The sequence below is a fragment of the Xenorhabdus doucetiae genome, from assembly GCF_000968195.1.
Classification (GTDB): Bacteria; Pseudomonadota; Gammaproteobacteria; order Enterobacterales; family Enterobacteriaceae; genus Xenorhabdus; species Xenorhabdus doucetiae.
In genome coordinates, this window is record NZ_FO704550.1 from 2,270,898 (window position 1) to 2,296,601 (window position 25,704).

The 25,704-nt window shown below is 44.5% G+C and carries 22 protein-coding genes and 1 other annotated feature (1 of these 23 cut by a window edge); of the genes, 12 read left to right on the plus strand and 10 right to left on the minus strand.

Annotation, left to right across the window (positions count from 1 at the left end):
- Window positions 1-20 (plus strand) — a sequence feature (Trp leader region); it begins 81 nt to the left of the window's first position.
- Between the two features lie 55 nt (window positions 21-75).
- Genes XDD1_RS10215 through trpA form a run of 6 tightly spaced genes read left to right on the plus strand, consistent with a single transcriptional unit; the run spans window position 76 to window position 6,640 of the window.
- A complete protein-coding gene (locus tag XDD1_RS10215; RefSeq protein WP_045973481.1) occupies window positions 76-1,635 on the plus strand; it encodes an anthranilate synthase component 1 in 1,560 nt (519 codons plus the stop codon).
- Complete coding sequence (locus XDD1_RS10220; RefSeq protein WP_045970905.1) at window positions 1,635-2,213, plus strand: glutamine amidotransferase-related protein; 579 nt, start codon at window positions 1,635-1,637, stop codon at window positions 2,211-2,213. Before XDD1_RS10215 ends, XDD1_RS10220 begins: the two co-directional genes overlap by 1 nt.
- Window positions 2,214-2,239: 26 nt before the next feature.
- Complete coding sequence (gene trpD, locus XDD1_RS10225) at window positions 2,240-3,244, plus strand: anthranilate phosphoribosyltransferase (protein WP_045970907.1); 1,005 nt, start codon at window positions 2,240-2,242, stop codon at window positions 3,242-3,244.
- The gene (gene trpCF, locus XDD1_RS10230; RefSeq protein ID WP_045970910.1) at window positions 3,241-4,605 is read left to right on the plus strand and encodes a bifunctional indole-3-glycerol-phosphate synthase TrpC/phosphoribosylanthranilate isomerase TrpF; all 1,365 of its coding nucleotides are present in this window, start codon (window positions 3,241-3,243) and stop codon (window positions 4,603-4,605) included. Before trpD ends, trpCF begins: the two co-directional genes overlap by 4 nt.
- 41 nt (window positions 4,606-4,646) lie before the next feature.
- The gene (gene trpB / locus XDD1_RS10235) at window positions 4,647-5,837 is read left to right on the plus strand and encodes a tryptophan synthase subunit beta (protein ID WP_045970912.1); all 1,191 of its coding nucleotides are present in this window, start codon (window positions 4,647-4,649) and stop codon (window positions 5,835-5,837) included.
- Window positions 5,837-6,640: a tryptophan synthase subunit alpha gene (gene trpA, locus XDD1_RS10240; RefSeq protein WP_045970915.1), complete on the plus strand. Its 804-nt coding sequence runs from the start codon at window positions 5,837-5,839 to the stop codon at window positions 6,638-6,640. The genes trpB and trpA overlap by 1 nt, the downstream gene beginning before the upstream one ends.
- 111 nt (window positions 6,641-6,751) lie before the next feature.
- On the opposite strand, the gene ompW is transcribed toward trpA, so the two are convergent.
- Window positions 6,752-7,393, minus strand: a complete 642-nt coding sequence (gene ompW / locus XDD1_RS10245) for an outer membrane protein OmpW (RefSeq protein ID WP_045970917.1) — start codon at window positions 7,391-7,393, stop codon at window positions 6,752-6,754.
- A gap of 500 nt (window positions 7,394-7,893) precedes the next feature.
- Between ompW and XDD1_RS10250 the strand changes: the two genes are divergently transcribed.
- A complete protein-coding gene (locus tag XDD1_RS10250) occupies window positions 7,894-8,652 on the plus strand; it encodes a YciC family protein (RefSeq protein WP_045970918.1) in 759 nt (252 codons plus the stop codon).
- 50 nt (window positions 8,653-8,702) lie between these two features.
- Here XDD1_RS10250 and XDD1_RS10255 read toward each other — a convergent pair whose 3' ends face one another.
- Window positions 8,703-10,409: a SulP family inorganic anion transporter gene (locus XDD1_RS10255; protein WP_045970920.1), complete on the minus strand. Its 1,707-nt coding sequence runs from the start codon at window positions 10,407-10,409 to the stop codon at window positions 8,703-8,705.
- 123 nt (window positions 10,410-10,532) lie between these two features.
- On the opposite strand from XDD1_RS10255, the gene XDD1_RS10260 reads away from it, so the two are divergent.
- A complete protein-coding gene (locus XDD1_RS10260; RefSeq protein WP_045970922.1) occupies window positions 10,533-11,069 on the plus strand; it encodes a septation protein A in 537 nt (178 codons plus the stop codon).
- A gap of 77 nt (window positions 11,070-11,146) precedes the next feature.
- On the plus strand, window positions 11,147-11,584 hold the full coding sequence (gene yciA / locus XDD1_RS10265) for an acyl-CoA thioester hydrolase YciA (RefSeq protein ID WP_045973483.1): 438 nt from the start codon (window positions 11,147-11,149) through the stop codon (window positions 11,582-11,584).
- An 85-nt stretch (window positions 11,585-11,669) separates the two neighbouring features.
- Here yciA and tonB read toward each other — a convergent pair whose 3' ends face one another.
- Together tonB and XDD1_RS18875 are read right to left on the minus strand one after the other, a co-directional pair.
- Entirely contained in the window at window positions 11,670-12,347 is a 678-nt protein-coding gene (gene tonB / locus XDD1_RS10270; protein ID WP_231854386.1) for a TonB system transport protein TonB, read from the minus strand.
- 138 nt (window positions 12,348-12,485) lie between these two features.
- Window positions 12,486-12,665 carry a YciY family protein gene (locus XDD1_RS18875; RefSeq protein WP_071827263.1) on the minus strand — a complete coding sequence of 60 codons (180 nt, stop codon included), beginning with the start codon at window positions 12,663-12,665 and terminating at the stop codon, window positions 12,486-12,488.
- A gap of 163 nt (window positions 12,666-12,828) precedes the next feature.
- Here XDD1_RS18875 and cls point away from each other — a divergent pair, with 163 nt between their 5' ends.
- The gene (gene cls, locus XDD1_RS10275) at window positions 12,829-14,289 is read left to right on the plus strand and encodes a cardiolipin synthase (protein WP_045970926.1); all 1,461 of its coding nucleotides are present in this window, start codon (window positions 12,829-12,831) and stop codon (window positions 14,287-14,289) included.
- A 141-nt stretch (window positions 14,290-14,430) separates the two neighbouring features.
- A complete protein-coding gene (locus XDD1_RS10280; protein WP_231854508.1) occupies window positions 14,431-14,754 on the plus strand; it encodes an HI1450 family dsDNA-mimic protein in 324 nt (107 codons plus the stop codon).
- A gap of 111 nt (window positions 14,755-14,865) precedes the next feature.
- Here XDD1_RS10280 and oppF read toward each other — a convergent pair whose 3' ends face one another.
- The 6 genes from oppF to XDD1_RS10310 all read right to left on the minus strand — a co-directional run bounded on the left by oppF (window position 14,866) and on the right by XDD1_RS10310 (window position 22,237).
- Complete coding sequence (gene oppF, locus XDD1_RS10285) at window positions 14,866-15,897, minus strand: murein tripeptide/oligopeptide ABC transporter ATP binding protein OppF (protein ID WP_269450509.1); 1,032 nt, start codon at window positions 15,895-15,897, stop codon at window positions 14,866-14,868.
- Window positions 15,894-16,892, minus strand: coding sequence for an ABC transporter ATP-binding protein (gene oppD, locus XDD1_RS10290; RefSeq protein ID WP_045970928.1), 999 nt, complete (start codon window positions 16,890-16,892; stop codon window positions 15,894-15,896). The genes oppF and oppD overlap by 4 nt, the downstream gene beginning before the upstream one ends.
- Before the next feature lie 9 nt (window positions 16,893-16,901).
- The gene (gene oppC / locus XDD1_RS10295) at window positions 16,902-17,810 is read right to left on the minus strand and encodes an oligopeptide ABC transporter permease OppC (RefSeq protein ID WP_045970929.1); all 909 of its coding nucleotides are present in this window, start codon (window positions 17,808-17,810) and stop codon (window positions 16,902-16,904) included.
- Between the two features lie 15 nt (window positions 17,811-17,825).
- On the minus strand, window positions 17,826-18,746 hold the full coding sequence (oppB, locus tag XDD1_RS10300; protein WP_045970931.1) for an oligopeptide ABC transporter permease OppB: 921 nt from the start codon (window positions 18,744-18,746) through the stop codon (window positions 17,826-17,828).
- 82 nt (window positions 18,747-18,828) lie between these two features.
- Window positions 18,829-20,472: an oligopeptide ABC transporter substrate-binding protein OppA gene (oppA, locus tag XDD1_RS10305; protein WP_045970933.1), complete on the minus strand. Its 1,644-nt coding sequence runs from the start codon at window positions 20,470-20,472 to the stop codon at window positions 18,829-18,831.
- A gap of 124 nt (window positions 20,473-20,596) precedes the next feature.
- Window positions 20,597-22,237, minus strand: a complete 1,641-nt coding sequence (locus XDD1_RS10310; protein WP_045970934.1) for an ABC transporter substrate-binding protein — start codon at window positions 22,235-22,237, stop codon at window positions 20,597-20,599.
- Window positions 22,238-22,998: 761 nt separating this feature from the next.
- Between XDD1_RS10310 and adhE the strand changes: the two genes are divergently transcribed.
- Window positions 22,999-25,662: a bifunctional acetaldehyde-CoA/alcohol dehydrogenase gene (adhE, locus tag XDD1_RS10315; RefSeq protein WP_045970936.1), complete on the plus strand. Its 2,664-nt coding sequence runs from the start codon at window positions 22,999-23,001 to the stop codon at window positions 25,660-25,662.
- Window positions 25,663-25,704: the final 42 nt, after the last annotated feature.

Sequence of the window (25,704 nt, forward strand, 5' to 3'; positions counted from 1 at the left end):
AAAGAGGCGGGTTTTTTTATAACGGTTTTTCATAACGTAAAGTTTGCGGATAAAATTAAAAACGGGATTATGAAGATGACTGACAAAGAATTCAATATCACTATAAATCAGATAAATACTCGCTATCTGACAGATCCAACACTACTTTTTCATCAACTTTGCCGTGATCGCCCGGCAACGTTATTGCTGGAATCGGCTGAAATTCACAGTAAAAAGAATCTCAAAAGCATTTTGGTCATCGATAGTGCCATGCGCATTACCGCCAACGGGTATCAAGTGACTTTTGAAGCGCTCACCGAAAATGGCCAGAACCTGATCCCTATGCTCGCTAAATTACTTTCAGGCAAAGCCCAATTAGTTGAAGAATCGCAAGTTATGCGAGCACAATTTCCTGCTGTTGAGCATAATCTGGACGAAGACAGTCGGTTAAAATCTGATTCCATTTTTGACGCCTTGCGTGCACTGGCAGCATTGGCATCCTTCTCGACATCGCCTGATGCCATTTTTGTAGGTGGACTGTTTGCTTATGATTTAGTCGCCGGATTTGAACAATTACCCACCGTAAAAAATCACCAAAGCTGCCCCGATTTCTGTTTTTATCTCGCCGAAACGCTATTGGTGATCGACCATCGGAACGAACATTCACGTCTGCAAACGACATTATTTGGCACAGCCGATTCAGAAAGAGAACGCCTTAAGGAACGTTTAGCCACCTTAGCCTCAGCTATTTCAGATCCCCTTCCGCCACTCTCATCGGCCACATTGCCCGACGTCACAATTGATTACAATCAAAGTGATGAGCAATACGCCAATATCGTGCGGAAACTACAGCAATCTATCCGTCAAGGCGATATTTTTCAGGTGGTGCCATCACGTCGCTTCACCTTGCCATGCCCTTCACCACTGAACGCTTACCATGCTTTGAAGCAACAAAATCCAAGCCCCTATATGTTTTTTATGCAAGATCAGGATTTTTGTCTGTTTGGTGCTTCACCGGAAAGCGCGCTTAAATACGATGCCAGTAACCGCCAGATTGAAATCTATCCGATAGCCGGGACCCGACCGCGCGGGCGAAATGACAATGGGGAATTGGACGCCGATCTCGATAGCCGAATTGAGTTGGAAATGCGAACAGATGCCAAGGAAATGTCTGAACACGTGATGCTGGTTGATCTGGCCCGCAACGATTTGGCGCGTATCTGTGAACCGGGCAGTCGATATGTTGCCGATTTAACCAAAGTCGATCGCTATTCATTTGTTATGCATCTGGTTTCCCGTGTTGTCGGTACACTTCGCCATGACTTGGATATTTTTCACGCCTATCAAGCCTGCATGAATATGGGCACCCTGACAGGGGCACCTAAAGTTCGGGCGATGCAGCTTATCGCAGAATATGAGGGCGAACGGCGTGGCAGCTACGGCGGAGCCGTCGGCTACTTCTCTGGCAAGGGAGATTTTGATACCTGCATTGTGATCCGTTCTGCTTATGTGGAAAACGGTCAAGCGACAGTTCAGGTCGGTGCTGGTGTGGTCTTGGACTCCGTTCCCCAGTCAGAAGTCGATGAAACTTACAACAAAGCCAGAGCCGTGATCCGCGCAATAGCCCAATCCCATCATGTGGAGGTAACATTCTAATGGCTAATATTCTCCTGCTCGATAACATCGATTCGTTCACTTATAACCTCGTGGATCAATTGCGCACTCATGGCCACCACGTCGTTATTTACCGTAATACCGTGCCGGTAAACATCATTACTGCCAAGCTGAGCGAAATGGAATCACCGCTTGTAATGTTATCCCCTGGTCCGGGAAAACCCTCAGAGGCTGGCTGTATGCCTGCATTGATCAAACAAGTCACAGGCCAGATGCCGATCATCGGCATCTGTCTTGGGCATCAAGCGATTGTTGAATCTTATGGAGGAAAAATCGCTGCCGCCCAAGAGATCCTGCATGGCAGAGCGACGCCGGCTATCCATGATGGAAAAAGAATGTTTTCCGGCCTGCCAAATCCTTTGCCGGTCGCTCGTTATCATTCCCTTACGGCGATGGACATTCCTGCCACGCTGACAATCTCGGCATCATGTGGTGATACCGTAATGGCGGTGCGCCATGATGAACACAAAGTCTGTGGATTTCAGTTCCACCCCGAATCTATTTTGACGACACGGGGCGCCAAACTGCTTGAACAAACACTGACATGGGCTTTGAGCTAATCATGTGAATTTAAAGGAATAGCAAAATGCAGTTGATTTTTGACAAATTATTCAGTGCCCAGCCACTGACCCAACAAGAAAGCCAGCAGCTATTCACCGCCGTGATCCAAGGGGAATTGAGCGATGCACAATTAGCCGCGGTATTAATTAGCCTGAAACTGCGGGGTGAACAGCCGCAAGAAATTGCCGGTGCCGCCCAAGCGTTCTTGGCGAACGCCGCGCCCTTCCCACGTCCTGATTACCCATTTTGTGATATTGTCGGCACTGGTGGGGATGGCACAAATAGCATCAATATTTCAACAGCCAGCGCTTTTGTTGCTGCTGCCTGTGGCCTTAAAGTGGCTAAACATGGCAACCGCAGTATTTCCAGCCGATCCGGATCATCTGATTTATTAGCCGCATTCGGCATTGCCTTGGATGCCCAAGCGGAAGCATCACGCCGGGCCCTGGATGATATTGGTGTCTGTTTTCTGTTTGCCCCGCAATATCACAGTGGATTCCGGCACGCAGTGCAGGTTCGCCAGCAATTAAAAACGCGAACCTTATTTAATGTACTTGGCCCATTGATCAATCCAGCCCGCCCTGCGGTGTCACTGATTGGGGTCTATAGCCCTGACTTAGTTAAGCCTATCGCCCATACTTTACAAGCCTTGGGTTATCAGCGTGCCGCTGTGGTACACAGCGGTGGCATGGATGAAGTTGCCTTACACGCCCCCACCTTGGTTGCAGAACTTAATCAGGGTGAAATTAGCCAATATCAGTTAACGGCAACCGATTTTGGTTTACCGAACCACCCCATCTCTTCACTGAAAGGCGGAACACCGGAAGAAAATCGCAATATGTTGGCGATGTTATTGCAAGGTCACGGTAACCAAGCCCATGCCCATGCCGTCGCCGCCAACGTGGCTCTGTTGATGAAAATGCACGGGCAAGAAAATCTACGGGAAAACACTCAATTGGCACTCAATACTATTGACAGCGGTCAGGCTTATGAAAAAGTCACCGCTTTGGCAGCAAGGACCCAATCATGAAACCCAGCGTATTACAAAAAATTGTTGATGATAAGGCGACGTATCTGATCACTCGTAAGGCAGAGCAACCGCTGGCGAGTTTTATTGATACTATTGTTCCCAGCCACCGCCGTTTTTATCAGGCGTTAACCCACAAGCAAACGGTGTTTATTTTAGAATGCAAAAAAGCGTCCCCGTCAAAAGGGGTCATTCGTGAAAATTTCGATCCGGTTCGCATTGCTAAAACTTATCAACCTTATGCTGCCGCCATCTCTGTCCTGACCGATGAAAAATACTTTCAGGGCAGTTATGATTTTCTCGCGATGGTCAGTTCTGCCGTACACCAGCCTGTTCTGTGCAAAGATTTTATTATTGATGCCTATCAGGTTTATCTCGCGCGTTATTATCAAGCCGATGCCATTTTATTAATGCTTTCCGTCCTCGACGATGATACGTATCGCGAACTGTCATCACTGGCGCATAGCCTTGAGATGGGTGTTCTTACCGAAGTCAGCAATGAAGATGAGCGGCAACGGGCGATAGCACTGGGAGCAAAAGTTATCGGTATCAATAATCGGGATTTACGTGATTTGTCCATTGATTTGGAACGCACGCGCAAACTGTCAGTGGGTTTGCCCGAAGGCACTATCGTTATCAGCGAATCCGGCATTCAGCAGCATCGCCAAGTGCGGGAATTAAGCCAATTTGCCAATGGTTTTCTTATTGGCAGCGCTTTGATGGCACAACAAAATTTAAACCTCGCTCTGCGTCGTCTGATTTTGGGGAATAATAAAGTTTGCGGCCTGACTCGTCCACAAGATGCCAAAGCGGCGTTGCAGATGGGCGCCGTTTACGGCGGTTTAATTTTTGCCGAAAAATCACCGCGCAGGATCAGCCTGCAAAAAGCCCAACAGATCATTAATGAAGCCTCTCTGCAATACGTTGGCGTATTTCAGAATCAATCCCTCGATTTTGTCCGGGATACCGCCCAAGCCCTTTCACTCACCGCCGTTCAACTGCATGGGCATGAAGATGAAAATTACATCAACGCCCTGCGTTCCGTATTACCTGAACATTGTGAAATTTGGCAAGCCATTGATATGTCCAGAGCCACGAAATTTTCTGACCTTCCTAATGTGGATCACTTATTGCTGGATAACGGTTCAGGAGGAACGGGAAAACCGTTTGACTGGCAGTTAATCAATCCACAAATTCAACATAACAGCCTTTTGGCTGGTGGCCTGAATGCTGAAAATTGCCAACAAGCGGCAACACTTGGTTGTTATGGACTGGATTTTAATTCCGGCGTTGAAGTCTCTCCCGGCATCAAAAGCAGCCAAAAGCTCAAACAGGTCTTTCAACAACTACGCTGTTATCACTAATTTTTCAGACAAGTTTTTCAGACAGAATGGATGAGTAGAATATGAGTAAATTGAATCCTTATTTTGGCGATTTTGGTGGACAATTCGTTCCACAAATTTTGATCCCGGCACTTAACCAGTTAGAAGACGCCTTTATTGATGCACAGAGTGATCCTGAATTTCAGCGTACTTTTCAGGATCTCTTAAAAAATTATGCCGGCAGACCGACTGCCTTAACGCTGTGCCAAAACCTGACTAAAGGGACAAAAACCCGCCTGTACCTGAAACGTGAAGATTTGCTCCACGGGGGTGCCCATAAAACCAATCAGGTTTTAGGGCAAGCCTTGTTGGCAAAACGCATGGGAAAGAACGAGATCATTGCTGAAACCGGTGCGGGTCAACACGGTGTGGCCACCGCGCTGGCTTGTGCCTTGTTGGGGCTGAAATGCCGTATTTATATGGGAGCAAAAGATATTGAACGCCAATCACCCAATGTCTTCCGCATGCGTTTGATGGGGGCTGAAGTGATCCCCGTCCACAGCGGTTCAGCAACCTTGAAAGATGCGTGTAACGAAGCCATGCGCGACTGGTCCGGGTGTTATGAAAAAGCCCATTACTTATTGGGAACCGCGGCCGGCCCCCACCCCTATCCGACAATGGTACGGGAATTCCAGCGCATGATTGGGGAAGAAGCCAAAGCGCAAATTCTGGAAAAAGAAGGCCGTCTGCCCGACGCCGTTATCGCCTGTATTGGGGGTGGCTCAAATGCCATCGGTTTGTTTGCGGAATTTATTCCAGAAAATAGTGTTCGTCTGATCGGTGTTGAACCGGCGGGGCATGGCATTGAGACGGGAGAACATGGTGCGCCATTGAAACACGGAAAATTAGGCATTTACTTTGGCATGAAAGCGCCAATTATGCAGACAGAAGACGGCCAGATTGAAGAATCGTATTCTATTTCGGCGGGTCTGGATTTTCCTTCTGTTGGTCCTCAACACGCTCATTTAAATAATATCGGCAGAGCCGATTATGTTTCAATCACTGACGATGAAGCGCTGGACGCCTTCCAAGCACTTTCCCGCCATGAAGGCATTATTCCTGCCTTGGAATCCTCTCATGCATTGGCTTACGCTTTGAAAATGATCCGTCAGGCGCCGGACAAAGAGCAATTATTAATCGTCAATTTATCTGGCCGTGGTGACAAAGACATCTTTACCGTTCACGATATTTTAAAATCCAGGGGAGAAATCTGATGGAACGTTACGAACACCTGTTTTCGAAGCTGCAAAACCAACATCAAGGCGCTTTTGTTCCTTTTGTTACGCTCGGCGATCCTCACCCTGAACTGTCGTTGGACATTATTGATAGCTTAATTGCCGGGGGTGCCGATGCGCTTGAATTGGGTATTCCATTCTCCGATCCCCTTGCCGATGGCCCAACGATCCAAAATGCCAACCTGCGTGCGTTATCATCGAAGGTGACGCCCACATTATGTTTTGATTTGCTGACTAAAATTCGGGCTAAACATCCTGATACACCGATTGGCCTGTTAGTGTACGCTAATCTGGTCTTTCACAATGGCATTGATGATTTTTACCGTCGCTGCCAAAATGCCGGTGTTGACTCTGTGCTTATCGCTGATGTGCCGTTATCCGAGTCATCACCTTTCCGTTCCGCCGCCATAAAGCATGATATTGCGCCGATCTTTATTTGTCCTCCCAATGCAGATGATGATTTACTGCGCGAAATCGCTTCATTTGGGCGTGGATATACGTATCTGCTGTCAAGGGCGGGAGTGACCGGTAGCGAAAATCGCGCCAAACAGCCATTGAATCATCTTGTCAATAAACTCAAAGAGTATCACGCAGCCCCTGCCCTGCAAGGTTTTGGCATTTCAGAACCTGAACAGGTCATGACCGCTCTCAATAGCGGTGCTGCGGGTGCAATTTCAGGTTCAGCCATCGTCAAAATCATTGAAGATAACCTGCATCAACCGCAAATCATGCTGGAAAGATTAACCGATTTTGTGCGTGCCATGAAAAACGCCACGCAATGATGATCCCATTGTGGTCTTATACAAAAAAAACAAAAATGGGGCAGTCACGCCCCATTGGTTCTCTCTTATGTCACAGTCAAACACACGTCGCTTTCTGTTAGAAACGATATATCAGAAACTATAACCCACACCAAACATAAAGACCCACGGATCAAGACGGGTTTTATATTTTTTATCTTCATCACCGGCTTTAAATTTCACATCCGTTTCAATATTCATCCACCAAAGTGAAGTACTCAGCATCCAGTTTTTATCCAGTTTATAATCCAGACCAACCTGCCCCGCTATTCCCCAAGAATCTTTCAGATCCAAGCTATTTAAATTAGCAGACTTTACCGTTGCATTATTATTAAATTTTTCACTAAAGAATGTTGTGTAATTAACACCAATACCAACATAAGGCCGTAAATTATTTTCAGTAGCACCAAAATAATATTGTGCCATGAGCGTTGGTGGTAAATGTTTAACTTCAGCAACTTCACCCGCGCCCGGCAAACTGACTTTATGTTGGAATGGTGTCGCCGCCAATAATTCAACACCAATATTGTCGGTGATCATGTAACCAAAAGTTAAACCTAGCTGAGTATTATTATTGACATCGAAAGATCCCAATCCCAATACATTATCAGAACCAGCATGTGGCCTTACCGTTGCGGTACCTGCACGGAACAGGAAATCACCCGCTTCATGAGCAAAAGTCAATGACGGTGCTAACGTCGCAGCAGCCAATACAAGCGCAGAAATCTTTTTCATTATCCATCCCATTTATGTGGTTTTAGAACAGTCAGAAATATACCCGTTTGTTTACTGTTGTGATCTAAGACAGATCACATCTTTTAAAGATTTTTGGCAAAGTAAGGTATTTACTCTTTTATTATTCCATTTGCTGGATATTTTAAATTGATCCAAGTCAAAATTCGCTGTGTATTAATTTTACTGCCAACCATGATTTATATTCTGATGTCAAATTTTGAATGACTAACGACAAGTAATAATAGCAATCCTATGCTAATAAATTTTATTTAACACTCCCATCCATTATCAGTTTATTAACATAAAATTAATGAACTATTCATTTTTATAAAATCCACCATCAGGGCTTTTAGGCAAGATTTTTTTACTCCCTGCCGGTCTCAGAATGCAGGATCAGGTGCAGAAGTAAATCTTAGGTATCCAACAATCCGTCAGACAAGGTACAATTGCGTGCTATTGTTGTTCTATTTGTGTTGTTTTATTTGATAGGAGCCATTTTCATGCCCATCACGGCAAATACCCTGTATCGTGACAGCATCAACTTTTTAAAGCATCAACTGTTGAATATTGTCATCCTCTCTGTTTTGGCCGCGTTGGTAACAACCCTGCTAGGGCATGTATTCATGCCGAACGATGAACAACTCAATTTATTGGCCGAGATGCAAAATATCGTCAGAGAGTCAGGCAATACCGGAATCCAACGTTTTGTGGGGCAATTAACGCCAGATGAGATATCAATGTTAGTACACACAGTGTTTGGGATTTTCTTTATCAACGTCTTTGGTAATGCCTTGCTGGCAGCCAGTATATTGGTACTCATCAATGCCATCTCTGGCGGTCAGCAAACTAATGCGATTCATGCCTGCATATCATCAGTAACGCGATTGCCTAAAATGTTTTTGTTAATGTCTATCTGTACCCTGTTGGTTCAAATTGGTTACGCGTTAATGATCTTACCAGGGATACTCTTTTCTATTGCATTTGCTCTGGCTCCTGTTTTTTTGTTCGAAAAAGGCAAAAGCATTTTCGCCGCCATGCAGAGTAGCTGGAAGCTGGCATTCAATAATATGCGCTTGTTAATCCCGGCTATGCTGTTATGGCTGGCCGCCAAGCTAATACTGGTTCTGGTGCTGGCAAAAATGCCGGATATGTTGCTGTCCGTGCTGGACAACCTACTATCATCTTTGTTGCTGATTTATCTATTCCGCTTGTATATGTTGGCCAGACCACAAAATAAAACCGCAAACGGTATGCAATAAACATCCCTCAAGAGTTCACCTCGCTGCATAGGCGGCGAGATGAACGGCAATTACCCTTCCTGTCTTTCCTCAACTTGCTGCTTACTTTGAATTAAACGAATGGCAAAATAGAGATCCGGCACCACAATCAAATCTTCATCGCTGCGACTCAGTTTGTTTTGTTTAATCCAGCGATTCAGTTCTGTTCTGCGCCCCGCCAAGACTAATGTCACACCTCTCTTTTTTAATTCTGTGATTAACTCATCCAGCACGGCAAAAACACTGACATCATCGTAAGTAAAACTGACTGTCGCATCGACAACTAACCAGACCGGGCTAATTGCAGCATTGTTCACATGCTGTAAGACCCGCCTTTTGAAATACCCGACGTTAAAATAGGTGAGGGGGGAGTTAAAGCGATACATCATAATGCCATCCGCGGGTTTGATATCATTGTGTTGATGGATGGAACGCACCATGCCTTGATCATTCACACCCAGCAATTGATCCGAAGGCCGGAAAACGACCCGCAAAAATTGCAATAGCCCCAACAAAACAGCAAAACCGATACCATCGATCACGCCCACCAGCAAGACGGCGATTAAGGTGAACATTGACAGGATAAAAGCCTGCCGGTTACGTTTTCGATAAGCCCAAAGATTCTTCAAACCCAATAAAGACCATGCGGAAAAAATTAAGACAATACCCAGTGATGACAGCGGGATATAGACCAGAAATTCTGTCATAAACAGCAAAACCAGCAAGATGGTGCAACCCGCAATCACAGACACCATTTGCGTTTTACCACCCTGTGCATCATTGACTGCGGTACGGCTGCCGGCAGCACTGACAGCAAAGCCTTGTGATAATGACGCCGCGATATTGGCAATTCCCAATGCCCTGAGTTCTAAATCGGCATCAACTTGATAGCCATTTTTACTGGCAAAGCTACGGGCAGTCATCATAAAGCTGACGAAGCTGATCACCGCTAAATTAATGGAAGGAACGACTAAATCACGGATGATACCAAATTCAAATTCAGGCATTGGCACAATGGGCAAACCGTTCCCCATACTCCCCACAATCTGGATACCATATTGGCTGAGTTCAAATTGCCAACTGAGATAAGTCGATACGATCATTGCCACCAGCGGTGCAGGCCAACTTGGGCGGAGGAAGTGTATACTAAGCAGCACCAGCAACGTTATCACTGACATCCCCACCGTTGGCCAATGAGATGCTAATAACGTATGGGGAAGTGCAATTAATCGTTCAATCAATTCCGCAGGCAAACCAGACAACCCAAAAACTTTAGCCAACTGATCCGCCATAATGGTAATTGCAACACCATTAATGAAGCCTTTCAAAATGGGGCGGGATAGAAAATCAGCGAAAGCGCCCAGTCGAAAATGGCTGGCCAAAATACACCAAAACCCGGTCATTAGGGTCATAATAATAGCAAGCTGCCAGCGAACATGTTCATTTCCCAATGCCAGCGGTGTCACAACCGCAGCAATCACAGCACAGGTTGCTGCATCGGGTCCAACGATCAACTGCCGCGAAGTACCGAACAGCGCATAAGCGAACATGGGTAAAATACAGGCATATAAGCCAATAATGGCGCTAATTCCCATTAATTCGGCATAAGCAATCGCAACAGGCAGTGCGACCGCGGCAACAGAGAGTCCCGCCCGCATATCATGGCTAAAATAATCTCTACGATAATGACAGATATTCCCCAAGCCTGGCATCCAGCGATGTAATCTTTCCCACAACATGGCTTTTATGTCCTTTTGTGAAAATGTTTTTTACCTGATAAATAAACCATTTCATTAAGATCTGATACACTCTGGCACAAATTCAGAAACATGCCATCATTGACTTCACAATGGATTCAACTTATGAAACAACTTTTAGACTTTTTGCCGCTAGTCATTTTCTTTGTCGTCTACAAAATGTATGACATTTTCTATGCATCCGGCGCATTGATTGCAGCAACCGGGTTAGCTGTTGTCATCACTTACCTCATTTATCGTAAAGTTGAGAAATCCTCCTTAATTACCTTTGTTATGGTTGCTGTTTTTGGCACGCTGACGCTGGCCTTCCATAGTGATTTATTTATTAAATGGAAAGTCACTGTCATTTATGCCATTTTTGCTCTGGTTCTGCTTATCAGCCAATGGGTGATGAAAAAACCCCTGATTCAACGGATGCTAGGCAAGGAATTAGTGTTACCGGATTTTGTCTGGAATAAACTGAACATGGCTTGGGCCATCTTCTTTATTGCCTGTGCGTTGGCAAATATTTATGTCGCTTTCTGGCTACCTCAGGATATTTGGGTAAACTTTAAAGTGTTCGGGTTAACGGCATTGACACTGGTCTTTACGGTATTGAGTGTGGTATATATCTACCGTCATCTGCCTCGCGAACAAGAATAATATCATGACCTTCATATGGATACCTGCCGATGCAGCGGCAGGTATTGTTGTATTCACCAAATAAAGCAAGTTTTCTAATGACACAACAACAATGCTTACCAAACGGAGAATTGGTTCTCCGTACACTGGCCATGCCTGCTGATACTAACGCTAATGGGGATATTTTTGGGGGCTGGCTGATGTCTCAAATGGATATTGGCGGCGCAATTTTGGCAAAAGAGATTGCTCTGGGGCGTGTAGTCACTGTTAGCGTGAATGGCATCAGTTTCCTGAAACCGGTTGCGGTAGGCGACGTCGTATGCTGTTATGCCCGTTGTCTTAAAACGGGAAATTCATCGATCACTATCCATATTGAAGTCTGGGTGAAAAAAGTCGCTTCTGAGCCAGTCGGCCAGCGCTACTGTGCAACAGAGGCCGTTTTCACGTATGTTGCCGTGAATGAAAATAATACTTCCCGCCCTTTGCCTGAAGATAAAAGGAATTTTAAATTGGAGAGCAGTGATCCAACGTTATGATTTATTAGAAAAATAACTCACTCAAAAATTAAAGGGTATCTCTTTTGAGTACCCTTTTTTATTCAGTCAAATACCGTTTAGTGCGTTAAGATTGCGAAATCCCCGTCGTTCGAAACTCAATAGTCGTTATATGCCCGGTAGCAGGGATCTTTTCATAACGCCATTTTCTCATGGCATTTCTCACTTCACGCTCAAAGAGATTTCTGGGTGTTGCCGAGATAACTTCAATATTTTTAACTCGGCCATTTTCATCAATATCAAATTTCACCTTTACCGTCCCTTCTGTTCCCAACTGTAGCGCTCTGGATGGGTAGACGGGATTTGGCCTGCTCAGTGCTTTGGGTCCCTTTTGTACGTGACCTTTCTCACTAATGGCAAGCTGCTCTGATTTTTGATCGTCCAAGTTCTTTGCCATCTGAGGTTCCTGATCAGAAATAGATTTCAGCGGTTGTTCTGAAACTTTTTCTGCTTTTTTCTCTTTTGGCTTCAGTTCCTTTTTAACAATTTTTTTCTTTTCAGGTTTGGGTTTAGGCAGAGCAATTTCCGCAACAGGTTCGGGCTCTGGTTCAGGTTCTGGTTCAGGAAGTGATTCAGGCATGGCAGGTTTAGAGACAGGTGCCTCTTCAGCAGCCAACTGGATCATAGCAACAGATATAGGGGCGGCTTGCACCTGCTTTTCAGGTTTAATGGCATGGAAGAGCGCCGCAGCAATAGAAACATGTAAACAAACGGAAAGTAATATCGGCCAATGTATCCAACGCATAAGAGAATTCTTGCTTAACAGCATGATAGTCAGTTTTCAGATAATATTAGTTTAAATGCAAATGACTATCATATTCAATAAAGATTCAAAAACATCTCTATTTTTACCTTTCAGATACCTATCATGCTGAACATCAGGTTAAATCCATTCTGCATTCTGGGCGAATAGAATCGATCGACGACGTTTATGGGCATCAACCTTACGTAGTGCGTAGATGCGTAAATTACGGCGTGACTGCCCTTCCAACCAACGACGGCGACGACAAATACCTTGACGGAGCATTCTCCAGCGCCCTACTTCCCTTCTGCTGTGTTTCATAAGATATTCCAGGCTACCTTTCCCATTAATGAATGGCATTATTCTTAATCGTCACTATTAGCAATGTCAACCAATTGCCAATCCGGTTTGCAATTTTGCTAAAATTGTTCTCTATTCAATTAATGATATTAATTACTTAAATAAACAGGATTGATTGCCACGTATGACAACTTTCTACTCTGTACTGAGCTGGCTGGCGATTTTTTTCTACTGGCTGATTATTGCCGGTATCACCATTCGAGTTTTGATGAAACGTCGTCCTGTGACATCAGCAATGACTTGGTTACTCATTATTTATATCTTTCCTTTAGTCGGCATCGCTGCTTATTTGTCATTCGGCGAATTGCACCTTGGTAAACGCCGGGGTGAACAAGCCAGACAAATGCGCTCATCTGTCGCCAAGTGGTTAGCAGAGTTAAAAAAATCCCCGCAAATTTTTGCCGATGAAAACAGTGAAGTGGCTACCCCACTGTTTCAACTGTGTGAACGACGACAAAAGATTAAAGGTGTCAGAGGCAATAAAATGCAATTAATGACATCTTATGACAATTCGCTGAAAGCGATTGTGCATGATATTGAAAACGCCAAGTACAATATTGAGATGGTGTTTTATATCTGGCAATCCGGTGGATTGGTTGATCAGGTCACGGATGCCCTGATGCGCGCGGCCAAACGCGGTGTTAAATGTCGCATTATGGTGGATTCGGCAGGAAGCTGGCAATTTTTCCGCAGCCCTTATCCCGATATTATGCGCAAAGCAGGTATTGAGTTTGTCGAATCGTTAAAAGTGAATATCTTCCGTTTATTCTTGCGGCGCATGGACTTACGCCAGCATAGAAAAATTATTCTGATCGATAATCATATTTCATACACCGGCAGTATGAATATGGTTGATCCCCGTTTTTTTAAACAAAATGCCGGGGTCGGTCAGTGGGTCGATATCATGGTGAGAATGGAAGGCCCGGTGACGACCACACTGGGGATTATTTATGCCTTTGACTGGGAAATGGAAACCGGGCAACGTCATCTTCCTCCCCCGCCTGACAGTGTTACTATACCCTTCGAGCAAACCAGTGGTCATACCGCTCAAGTTATCGCTTCCGGGCCAGGGTTCCCTGACGAATTGATCCAACAATCCTTAATGACCGCTATTTTTGCGGCCCGCAAACAGCTTACCCTTACTACGCCCTATTTTGTTCCCAGTGATGATTTAATGCATGCGATTTGCACGGCGGCGATGCGCGGAGTGGATGTCAGTATCATCGTACCCAGTCAAAACAACTCATTTCTTGTTCGCTGGGCCAGCCGTGCATTTTTTGCAGAATTGCTGGAAGCGGGAGTGAAAATTTATCAATTTGAAGATGGTTTGTTACATACCAAGAGTGTTTTGGTCGATGGGCAACTGAGTATGGTCGGCTCTGTTAATTTGGATATGCGCAGCTTGTGGCTGAATTTTGAAATTACGGTTGTGATTGATGATGAACTTTTTGGTCAGGATTTAACTCTGGTTCAGCAGGACTATATTATGCGTTCCACATTGCTGGCAAACAATCAATGGGAAAAACGCCCGATGTGGCACCGTATCCTTGAGCGTATCTGTTATTTTTTCAGCCCGCTTTTATAATTCATTTATCATGAATAAAAGGGCATGAATAAAAGAGCACGAATAAAAGTATTCATTCAATACAGAACATGTTTTAATTTCACCTAGTGATTAATATTGGATATTGCCACCATGGAAAATCAATCGACACATCCTATGCAATTGGACTTAAACAACCGAATGACTGAAGATGAAGCGCTTGAAAAGGCTTACGATATCTTTTTGGAACAAGCACTCTCTCATCTCGATCCGGCTGATAGCTTGTTGTTTAACCTGCAATTTGAAGAGCGCGGCGGTGCTGAATTATGGGAACCTTCAAACGTCTGGTTTGAACATGTTGATTTTGATTTAGATCCAGACTTTTTTTCGGAAGTCATTATTGGATTGGCAGAATCAGACAATGCCGAAATTGATGATATCTTTGCCCGTATTTTGATCTGCCGGGAAAAATCTCACCCTATCTGCCAGATCTTGTGGAAAAAATAATCATCCCGCCCTGCCTTTAATCTCTCTCCCGGAATGACTAAAATGCCCTCATCATGGTGAGGGCATTGAATTTAAATTCGTGACGGTGTCACATTGGTCACATATCATTGATTAGAGTGGATCAACCTTAAGACAAGACACTGCATGTTTAAAACTGCCCTCAAGTAATGGCCGGGTCTTGGCACATTCAGCATCCGCCATTGGGCAGCGCGTGCGGAATACACATCCGGACGGAGGGTTAATGGGGGAAGGCAATTCGCCCTCTAACAATTCGATATGTTTGTTGCGCTCTTTGTCTGGATCAGGGATCGGCACAGCCGACATAAGCGCTCTGGTGTAGGGATGCAACGGATTATGATAAACCTCGTCGTAAGTGCCCAGTTCTACCGCATTGCCCAAATACATGACCAATACGCGGTCCGATATGTGTTTTACGATCGACAAGTCATGTGCAATAAATATCAGGGAAAGCCCCATTTCCCGCTGCAATTCCTGTAATAAATTAACAACTTGTGCCTGAATGGAAACATCCAGCGCTGAAACCGGTTCGTCACAGATAACTAATTTAGGTTCGAGGATCAAGGCGCGGGCAATCCCGATACGCTGGCACTGACCGCCAGAGAATTCATGAGGGTAACGATTGATCAGGTTCGGTAATAACCCTACCTTCATCATCATCTTTTTGACTTTTTCTTTTATTTCCCCTTCTTTCATTTTGGGGTAATACGTTTTCAACGGCTCTGCGATAATATCGCCAATGGTCATACGCGGATTCAATGATGCCAACGGATCCTGAAAAATCATCTGGATATCATTGCGAATATCCCGCCATTGTTTGTCATTGATGTCCAACAGGTTCTGACCAAGCCAGGTCACCGCACCGCCAGACGCTTTCACTAACCCAATTACTGCCCTGGCAAGCGTTGACTTCCCGCAGCCAGATTCTCCCACAACCCCCAGTGTCTCACCTTCATAAAGCCTTAAGGTTACGCCATCTACCGCTTTTAAGCTTTTTGCCGGCTGCCAGAACCACTGTTTTCCGTCTTTAATATCAAAATAAACTTTGAGATCGTCAACTTCCAATAAGACCCGCTTTTCAGCTATTGTCTTCACATCAATCGTGTTCATGTTAGTTGTGTTCATACCAATTCCTCCTGGCGTTTAAAGCAGGCACGCAAGCGCCCAAGGCCAAATTTTTCCAACTGGGGTTCCTCGCGAACACAATGCTCAGTGGCAAATTGACAACGTGGCTGGAATGGGCACCCCTTTGGCAAACGCAATAAATTGGGAGGATTGCCTTGAATCGTTTCCAAGGCTTCCTCATCACCGTCCAGACGAGGAACCGCATTCAATAATCCAATAGAGTATGGATGGGTAGGATGATAAAACACGTCACGCGCTGTACCATATTCCATCGTCCTTCCCGCATACATCACTAATACCTTGTCACAAATACCTGCAACCACTCCCAAATCATGGGTAATCATGATAATCGCGGTGTTAAACTCTTTTTTTAGCTCATTAAGCAGCGTCATGATTTGTGCCTGAACGGTGACGTCCAGAGCCGTTGTCGGTTCATCGGCAATCAATAATTTGGGCTGGCACAACAGCGCCATGGCAATCATCACCCGTTGACGCATCCCCCCGGAGAATTCGTGTGGATACATCTTCATGCGTTTACGCGCCTCTGGCATCTTAACCGCATCCAACATGCGGACGGCGCCTTCAAAAGCTTCGCTTTTACTGATGCGCTTATGCAGCATCAAGACTTCCGTTAATTGGTCACCCACTCGCATATAAGGATTAAGGGAGGTCATGGGATCTTGAAATATCATCGAGATTTCTTGTGCCCGCATCCGGTTTAACTCTTTTTCTCGCAGGTTAAGAATTTCTCGTCCGTTAAACGTGGCAGAACCGCTGACAGAACCATTACTGGCCAGTAATCCCATTAACGCAAATGCGGTCTGTGATTTACCCGAACCCGATTCTCCCACGATCCCCAGTGTTTCTCCGGCCTGTAAGTCAAAATTCAATTTATTTACGGCAGTCACATTGCCGTCAGGTGTGTTGAATACCACATTCAGGTCTTTGACCGATAAGAGTGACTCAACATTTTTCGACGTTTCTACGTTGTTCATAGGCTCTCCTTAACGGTCTTTCGGGTCGAGGGCATCTCGTAGGCCGTCACCAATAAAGTTAAAACAAAACAGGGTCATGACCAGAAAGCCGGCCGGAAATAACAATAACCACGAGGCCACTTCCATTGAGTTGGCACCATCACTTAACAGAGCGCCCCAACTGCTCAGGGGTTCCTGAGTTCCCAAGCCAAGGAAGCTCAAGAAAGATTCAAACAGGATCATACTCGGTACAAGTAATGAGGCATAAACCACCACAACGCCCAAGACGTTTGGTACGATATGGCGCAAAACAATATGGCGGGTGGAAACACCGCAAACCAACGCGGCTTCAATAAACTCCTTGCGTTTTAAACTCAATGTCTGACCACGGACAATACGTGCCATGTCCAGCCATGACACCATGCCTATCGCAACGAAAATTAGCAGGATATTTTGACCAAAGAAAGTCACCAGAAGAATAACGAAGAACATAAATGGGAAAGAGTTAAGGATTTCCAGCAAACGCATCATCACCATGTCCGTTTTGCCGCCAAGATAACCTGACATCGCACCATACAACGTGCCAAACAGTACGGCAATCAGGGCCGCGGCAATCCCGACCATTAATGAAATACGCCCGCCAATGGCAACTCGCACCAGCAGGTCACGCCCTGATGAATCGGTGCCGAAATAGTGTTTGGATTCAAAATCCGGCGGCATCGTCATCATATTCCAATCGGTATCATCGTAAGCAAATTGGGACAGCATCGGCGCTAAAATAACAAAGAGTGTGATCAGGAAGAGAATACATAAACTTGTAATCGCGGCCTTGTTATGTATAAAACGGCGGCGTGCATCCTGCCACAAACTGCGGCCTTCAATTTCCAGTTGCTCAGAAAAATTTTCCAGAGCTTCGCTATTTTTTTTATTCAGTAACATTGCGTGCTCCAAGTTTTAATAACGAATTTTCGGATCAATGACGGCATACAGCACATCAACGATAGCATTAAACATAATGGTTAAGCCCCCGACCAGGATCGTCAGACTCAGTACCAGTGAGTAATCACGGTTTAATGCGCCATTCACAAACAATTGCCCCAAACCCGGTAAACCGAAAATCGTTTCGATCACCATTGAGCCAGTAATAATGCCGACGAAAGCAGGACCCATATAGGAGATAACCGGTAATAAGGCGGGTTTTAACGCATGACGGAAAATAATCGTTCGCAATGGCAAGCCTTTGGCACGTGCGGTACGAATAAAGTTGGAATGTAAGATTTCTATCATGGAACCGCGGGTGATACGGGAGATACTGGCAATATAAGCGAGGGAAAGTGCCACCATTGGCAAAAGCATATATTTAGGTGCTCCGCCATTCCAGCCTCCTCCCGGCAACCATTTTAGGGTAATGGCGAATATCAACACTAATAAGGGGGCGACCACGAAACTGGGAATGACAACCCCTGTCATGGCAAACCCCATTACCGTGTAATCCCATTTGGTGTTCTGGTTCAATGCCGCAATCACCCCGGCACTGACACCCAATATGACCGCCATAATAAAGGCAGCAAATCCCAATTTAGCCGAAACTGGCAGTGCTTCTGCAACCAGATCATTGACGCTGTAGTCTTTGTATTTGAATGAAGGACCAAAATCCCCTTTGGAGAGTTGGATTAAGTAATTGAAATATTGTTTATAGATAGGATCATTCAGGTGATATTTCGCTTCAATATTTGCCATCACTTCCGGCGGTAGCTTCCTTTCCCCGGTAAATGGGCTACCCGGCGCAAGCCGCATCATAAAAAACGAAATCGTAATCAGGATAAAAAGTGTCGGGATCGCCTCTAAGCAGCGGCGTAAAATAAATTTTAGCATTGCCCGTTCCTACTGTTTAGCCAAACCGTGGCTTTTAATTATTTGACAAGCGGGTGACCCCAACCGGATCACCCACACATTCCTAGTGTTTTATGATGTAGAGATCTTTGGTATGGAGATTTTCCAATGGATCTTTGCCGGTATAGCCCCCTACATAAGGTTTCACTAAACGGGTACTCGCATAATAAAAGAGAGGAACTATCGCTGAGTCTTTATCCAATTGCGCATTGGCTTTGGCATAAATTTCAGCGCGTTCTGCATCAGTTTTCACTTGCAGGGATTGTTTCATCAAAGCATCAAATTCTTTGCTCTTATAGTGAGAGGTATTATTACTACTGTTGGATAACATGGGATTCAAGAAGGTAGAAGCTTCGTTATAATCAGCACACCATCCGGCACGGGCAACGTCATAGTTGCCTTGATGGCGGGAATCGAGGAACGTTTTCCACTCCTGATTTTCGAGGGAAACATCAATACCGATATTCTTTTTCCAAAGGGAAGCCGCGGCAATGGCCAGCTTTTTATGCAGATCAGACGTGTTGTACAATAACTTAATTTTCAATGGATGATCTTTGGTAAACCCAGCCTCTGCCAATAATTTTTTCGCTTCCTCATTACGCTGCTGCTGATTCAGTTTGGTATACCAATCTGGTTTTACGTCTTTAAAATCAGCGATATAGGGTGGAGTATAGCCATAAGCTGATGAGTCTCCCTGATTTTTAACCTTGTAAGTTATGATATCGCGATCCATGCCTAACTTCAGTGCGGTACGTACACGGGGATCATCAAATGGGGGTTTCTGGTTGTTTATTTCATAATAATAAGTACATAAGTACGGATTTACACGCAACTGATCGGGAATTTCTTTTTTCAGTTTTTGGAATAGTTCGACGGGTAAGTTGGTATAGGACATCTCAATTTCGCCAGCGCGATAGCGATTGACATCCGTGACCTCAGAGGAAATAGGCAGGAAAGTCACTTGGTTAATAACGGTGTTTTTATTATCCCAATAGGTCGGGCTACGTTCGAAAACCAGACGTTCATTGATCACCCAACTTTTCAGTTTATAAGCACCATTACCAACAAAATTCTGTGGTTGCGTCCATCTCTCGCCATATTTTTCAATTGTTGCACGATGGACGGGTGATGTCGTTGGATGAACAAATAGCCTGACCAAATAAGGGACGGGTTCGCTGAGGGTTAATTGTAATGTATGGTCATCTAATGCTTTGACACCCAATGTTTCCGGTTTCTGTTTACCTCTGATGATATCGTCAACATTCAGCAAATGGGCATATTGGAGAAAACTGGCATAAGGGGAGGCGGTATTGGGATCGACTACTCGGCGCCAACTGTACACAAAATCCTGCGCAGTGACAGGGTCACCATTGGACCACTTTGCGTCTTTACGCAAATGGAATGTCCAAACTTTAAAATCCTTATTCTCCCAGCTCTCTGCCACGCCCGGTATAATTTTGCCGTCAGGATCATTGATCACCAGCGTTTCAAACAGATCACGGGCGATATTCGATTCGGGTACGCCTTCGATTTTATGCGGGTCCAGGGATTGCGGTTCAGAGGCATTATTGCGAACCAGCACCTGTTTTGCCGCGCCTGCCAGTTGCACGCCAGCAGGCACTTGCGCGGCAAAGGCCTGCCATCCCACCATCATGCCTAACGCTACCGTAATACCAGTAGCCAGTTTTTTCTTTGTTGTGTTTATCATCTTATACTTACTCCAATTGATATCATTTGACCCATAAAAGTCATATTCACGCATTAGGATGGTTATTATCCGTATCCAAAAGGAACTGTTTTGTTTACGGTAAGATAATATTTTGTGACGGTGATCAGTTATTCACCTTTTTTATATACAGATTCTTTAAATCGATATAATCCAGGGGATCTTTCCCTGTCATTCCCCCCACTGTCGGGCGAATAAGGCGCACGCTGACCCGATAATAAATCGGTATCAAGCCTGAATCTTTATCCAGTTGGGCTTCGGCTTGCTGATAAAATGCTTTACGTGTCGCGTCATCTTTAGCCGTCAGAGCCTGCTTAAGCAAGTGATCAAAAGCCGCACTTTGATAGAAACCGGTATTGTTACTGCTCGTTGACAGCAGAATATTCAAGAAAGAGGACGGTTCGTTATAATCGCCACACCATGTTGCCCGCGCGACATCATAATTTCCTTGGTGGCGGTTCTGGAGAGAGGTTTTCCATTCCTGATTCTGCAAAGTGACTTTGGCACCAATATTTTTCTGCCACATCGAAGCCGCAGCGATGGCTTGTTGTTTATTTTGATCAGATGTGTTGTACAACAAGGTAAATTTGAGGGGATGACTGGCATCAAAACCCGCTTCTTGCAACAATTCCCTTGCCCGTTGATTACGCTGCTCCTGTGTCCAACTTGCCCAATCTGGGTTAATGGCCAAACCCCCGCCAATATAAGTCGGCGTGAATCCATATGCCGGTATCTGCCCCTGCCCCATAATTCTGTCCGTGATGATATCTCGGTCAAGACTCAGTTTTATCGCTTCACGCACCCGTTTATCTTTAAACAGTGGCTTCTGGTTATTAATTTCGTAGTAAAACGTGCACAGATAAGGTGAAATTCTCAATTGGTCAGGAATATCCCGTTTCATTTTCTGGTATAGATCAGGCGGAATCGCACTGTTGGTGATATCAATTTCCCCGCTACGATAACGGTTAACATCACTAACGTTCGAGACAACAGGCAGAAAAGTGCCTTTTTCAATGAGGGTTTCTTTATCATTCCAATACTGAGGATTACGCGTTAAAACAATTCGCTCATTGACCACCCAATCTTTCAATCTATAAGCGCCATTAACAATGTAATTTTCGGGTAATGTCCATTTATTCCCCCATTTCTCAACCACATCTTGCCTGACAGGTTTCAGTGCGGTATGGCTTAACATGTCAACCAGATAAGGAACTGGCTGACTGAGAGTGACTTGGAAACGGTGATCATCTAATGCCTTAACACCCAATTGTTCCGGTGACTTGACGCCTTTCAGGATATCGTCAACATTCTGGATATAGGCATATTGCAAGTAACTGGTATAAGGCGACCCGGTGTTTGGATCGGCGAGACGGCGCCAACTGTAGACAAAATCCTGCGCAGTCACAGGCTTTCCATCACTCCATTTGGCGTTGTTACGTAGATAGAATGTCCATACCTTATAACCTTCATTTTCCCACCGTTCCGCCACACCAGGCACGGTTTCACCATTTGGCCCAGTAGTGACCAGCCCTTCAAGCAAATTGCGAATAATAATAGTTTCTGGAGCACCTTCAACTTTATGAGGATCTAATGATGTGACTTCGACACCATTGTTAACGGTGACTTCTTGTTTTTCAGCCAGTGTAACGCCCGCCGGAACAGTTGCAGCAATGCCCTGTGCAACCGGAAAAGATAATAAAACGATACTCGAAATTAACTGACCTAACTTTGATGTTTTTTTCCTCATTTTTTACTCCAAGTTATAAACAGTAAATAAATCGTTTTTAATCTACTAACTCGAATAATTTACTTATCACGTTAACAAATGATCATTAACCTACTAAAAAACTATGCCTGCATAATAATTGTTATTTGATTTTTATAATAAATTGAGCAAAACATTAATATTATTCATCACCCTTGTATCCGATGAATTCGCGAAACCAATATAAGACCATGATAACAATAGACTTTACCCCATTACCCCAAGGCAATATTCATGAAATATGGTCAAAAGAGAAAATAAACATTATTTTAACAAAATGCAATCACCACAGAGTAAAAGTCCACCTTTATCACAAAATAATTATAAAAACCGCCAGTCGCAGATAAGATGATAAAAAGTAAAATAGTGTAGAAAATTACAGTATTATTTCGAGAAGATCACCGACTAAAAAGGAATAAAATATGAACAATGATTTCAAGGAAATGATGTTATTGACCAATTACGCTTTAATTGATCATTTATTAATTCTGATTGATTCCCTTTTCATACAAGTTAATAAATTGTATTTGCAAAGTTAAATAACCACTTAAACTTACTCAGATATCAACTGTCACTCATTGAGTCAGAAATAATAGCTGAATTGAGTCAGCTTAATGTTTTCATGATCTAAATCACAATACAAATGCCTGTAAATAGTAAGCTGTATTCAGCGTAGAATTTCAGGGAAAGAAACTATTCCTATATCAATCATTTTGTTAAGAAATTTATCAGGAGTAATTTTTATGGCTGTCACTCAAGTCGCAGAACTTAATGAATTAGTTGCTCGCGTAAAAAAAGCCCAACAGGAATTTGCTCATTATTCTCAGGAGCAAGTTGACCAAATTTTTCGCGCGGCTGCTTTTGCGGCTGCTGATGCCCGTATTCCACTGGCTAAACTCGCTGTGTCTGAATCCGGCATGGGAATTGTGGAAGATAAAGTGATCAAAAACCACTTTGCTTCTGAATATATCTATAACGCCTATAAAGACGATAAAACTTGCGGGATCTTATCGGAAGATAATACCTTCGGGACGATGACTATTGCTGAACCTATTGGCTTGATTTGCGGTATTGTTCCAACAACAAACCCAACCTCTACGGCAATTTTTAAAGCCCTTATCAGCCTGAAAACCCGCAATGGTATTATTTTCTCCCCTCATCCACGTGCCAAAAACGCAACCAACAAAGCGGCAGAAATCGTCTTAAAAGCAGCGGTTGAAGCAGGCGCGCCAAAGGATATCATTGGTTGGATAGACGAACCTTCTGTTGAACTGTCAAACGCCTTAATGCACCACCCTGATATTAATCTGATTTTGGCAACCGGGGGGCCAGGCATGGTAAAAGCTGCCTACAGTTCAGGCAAACCCGCCATTGGTGTCGGTGCAGGCAATACGCCGGTTGTGATTGATGAATCAGCAGATATCAAACGTGCCGTTGCCTCTATCTTGATGTCTAAGACATTTGATAACGGTGTGATTTGTGCTTCAGAACAGTCTGTTATCGTTGTTGATTCTGTTTACGAGCAAGTCCGTGAGCGTTTTTCAACTCACGGTGGATATCTTCTCCAAGGAAAAGAGTTAAAAGCCGTTCAGGATGTTATTTTGAAAAACGGCAACTTAAATGCAGCGATTGTGGGTCAGCCGGCAACAAAAATTGCTGATATGGCCGGTATTAAGGTTCCTGAAAGCACTAAAATTCTTATCGGTGAAGTCACTCTGGTGGATGAAGCAGAACCTTTTGCCCATGAAAAATTATCCCCCCTGCTTGCCATGTACCGCGGCAAAAACTTTGAAGAGGCGGTCGAAAAAGCCGAGAAACTGGTTGAAATGGGCGGTATTGGGCATACATCGTGTCTCTATACTGAACAAGATAATCAGGCAGAACGTATTAAGTATTTTGGCGACAAAATGAAAACCGCGCGCATTTTAATCAACACACCGACATCCCAAGGCGGTATTGGAGACTTGTACAACTTTAAGCTCTCCCCTTCCCTGACGCTGGGTTGTGGTTCTTGGGGAGGCAACTCGATTTCTGAAAATGTTGGGCCAAAACACCTGATTAATACGAAAACTGTCGCCAAAAGAGCCGAAAATATGTTGTGGCATAAACTTCCAAAATCCATTTATTTCCGCCGCGGTTCTCTGCCTATTGCATTGGAAGAAGTCGCTACCGATGGTGCCAAACGTGCCTTTATTGTGACAGACCGTTTCTTGTTCAATAACGGCTACGCCGATCAGGTTATCAATGTCTTGAAATCTTATGGCATTGAAACCGATGTATTTTTTGAAGTCGAAGCCGATCCGACACTGGGCATCGTCCGCAAAGGTGCCGAACAAATGCACCTGTTTAAACCCGATATCATCATTGCTCTTGGCGGCGGTTCCCCTATGGATGCAGCCAAAATTATGTGGGTGATGTACGAACATCCTGAAACATATTTTGAGGAACTGGCCTTGCGCTTTATGGATATCCGTAAGCGTATCTATAAGTTCCCGAAAATGGGCGTAAAAGCGAAACTGGTTGCCATTACCACCACATCAGGCACAGGCTCAGAAGTTACGCCTTTCGCAGTGGTTACCGATGATGTCACTGGGCAGAAATATCCTTTGGCAGATTATGCCCTAACCCCTGATATGGCAATTGTCGACGCAAATCTGGTGATGGATATGCCGAAATCGCTATGTGCTTTTGGTGGTCTGGATGCGGTAACCCACGCATTGGAAGCTTATGTTTCTGTTCTGGCCAATGAGTATTCTGACGGGCAAGCCCTGCAAGCATTAAAGCTGCTGAAAGATTTCCTGCCCGCCAGTTACCACGAAGGTGCAAAAAATCCCATTGCCCGTGAACGTGTCCATAATGCAGCGACCATAGCAGGGATTGCTTTTGCCAACGCATTCTTGGGAGTCTGCCACTCTATGGCTCACAAACTGGGCTCTGAGTTTCATATCCCACATGGTTTAGCGAATGCCCTGCTAATCTGTAATGTGATCCGCTATAACGCCAACGACAATCCAACCAAACAGACTGCATTCAGCCAATATGATCGCCCGCAAGCACGGCGCCGCTATGCGGAAATTGCAGATCATTTAGGGTTAACAGCCTCCGGTGATCGTACTGCTGCCAAAATTGAAAAGCTGTTGGCTTGGCTGGAAGAAATGAAATTCCAGCTAGACATTCCGGCTTCAATTCGTGAATTCGGTGTGCAAGAAGCTGACTTCCTGGCGAAAATCGACAAGCTCGCAGAAGATGCCTTTGATGATCAATGCACCGGCGCAAATCCGCGCTATCCATTAATTTCTGAGTTGAAACAATTGCTGTTAGATTCTTTTTATGGACGTGAATTCACCGAGCAGGGTCAATCCCAGGAGGCTGCAAAATCAAATAGAAAAAATAATAAGAAAGAATAATAAATGATAAGCTGATTGATGTAACTTAAAAGGCGTTAGGGT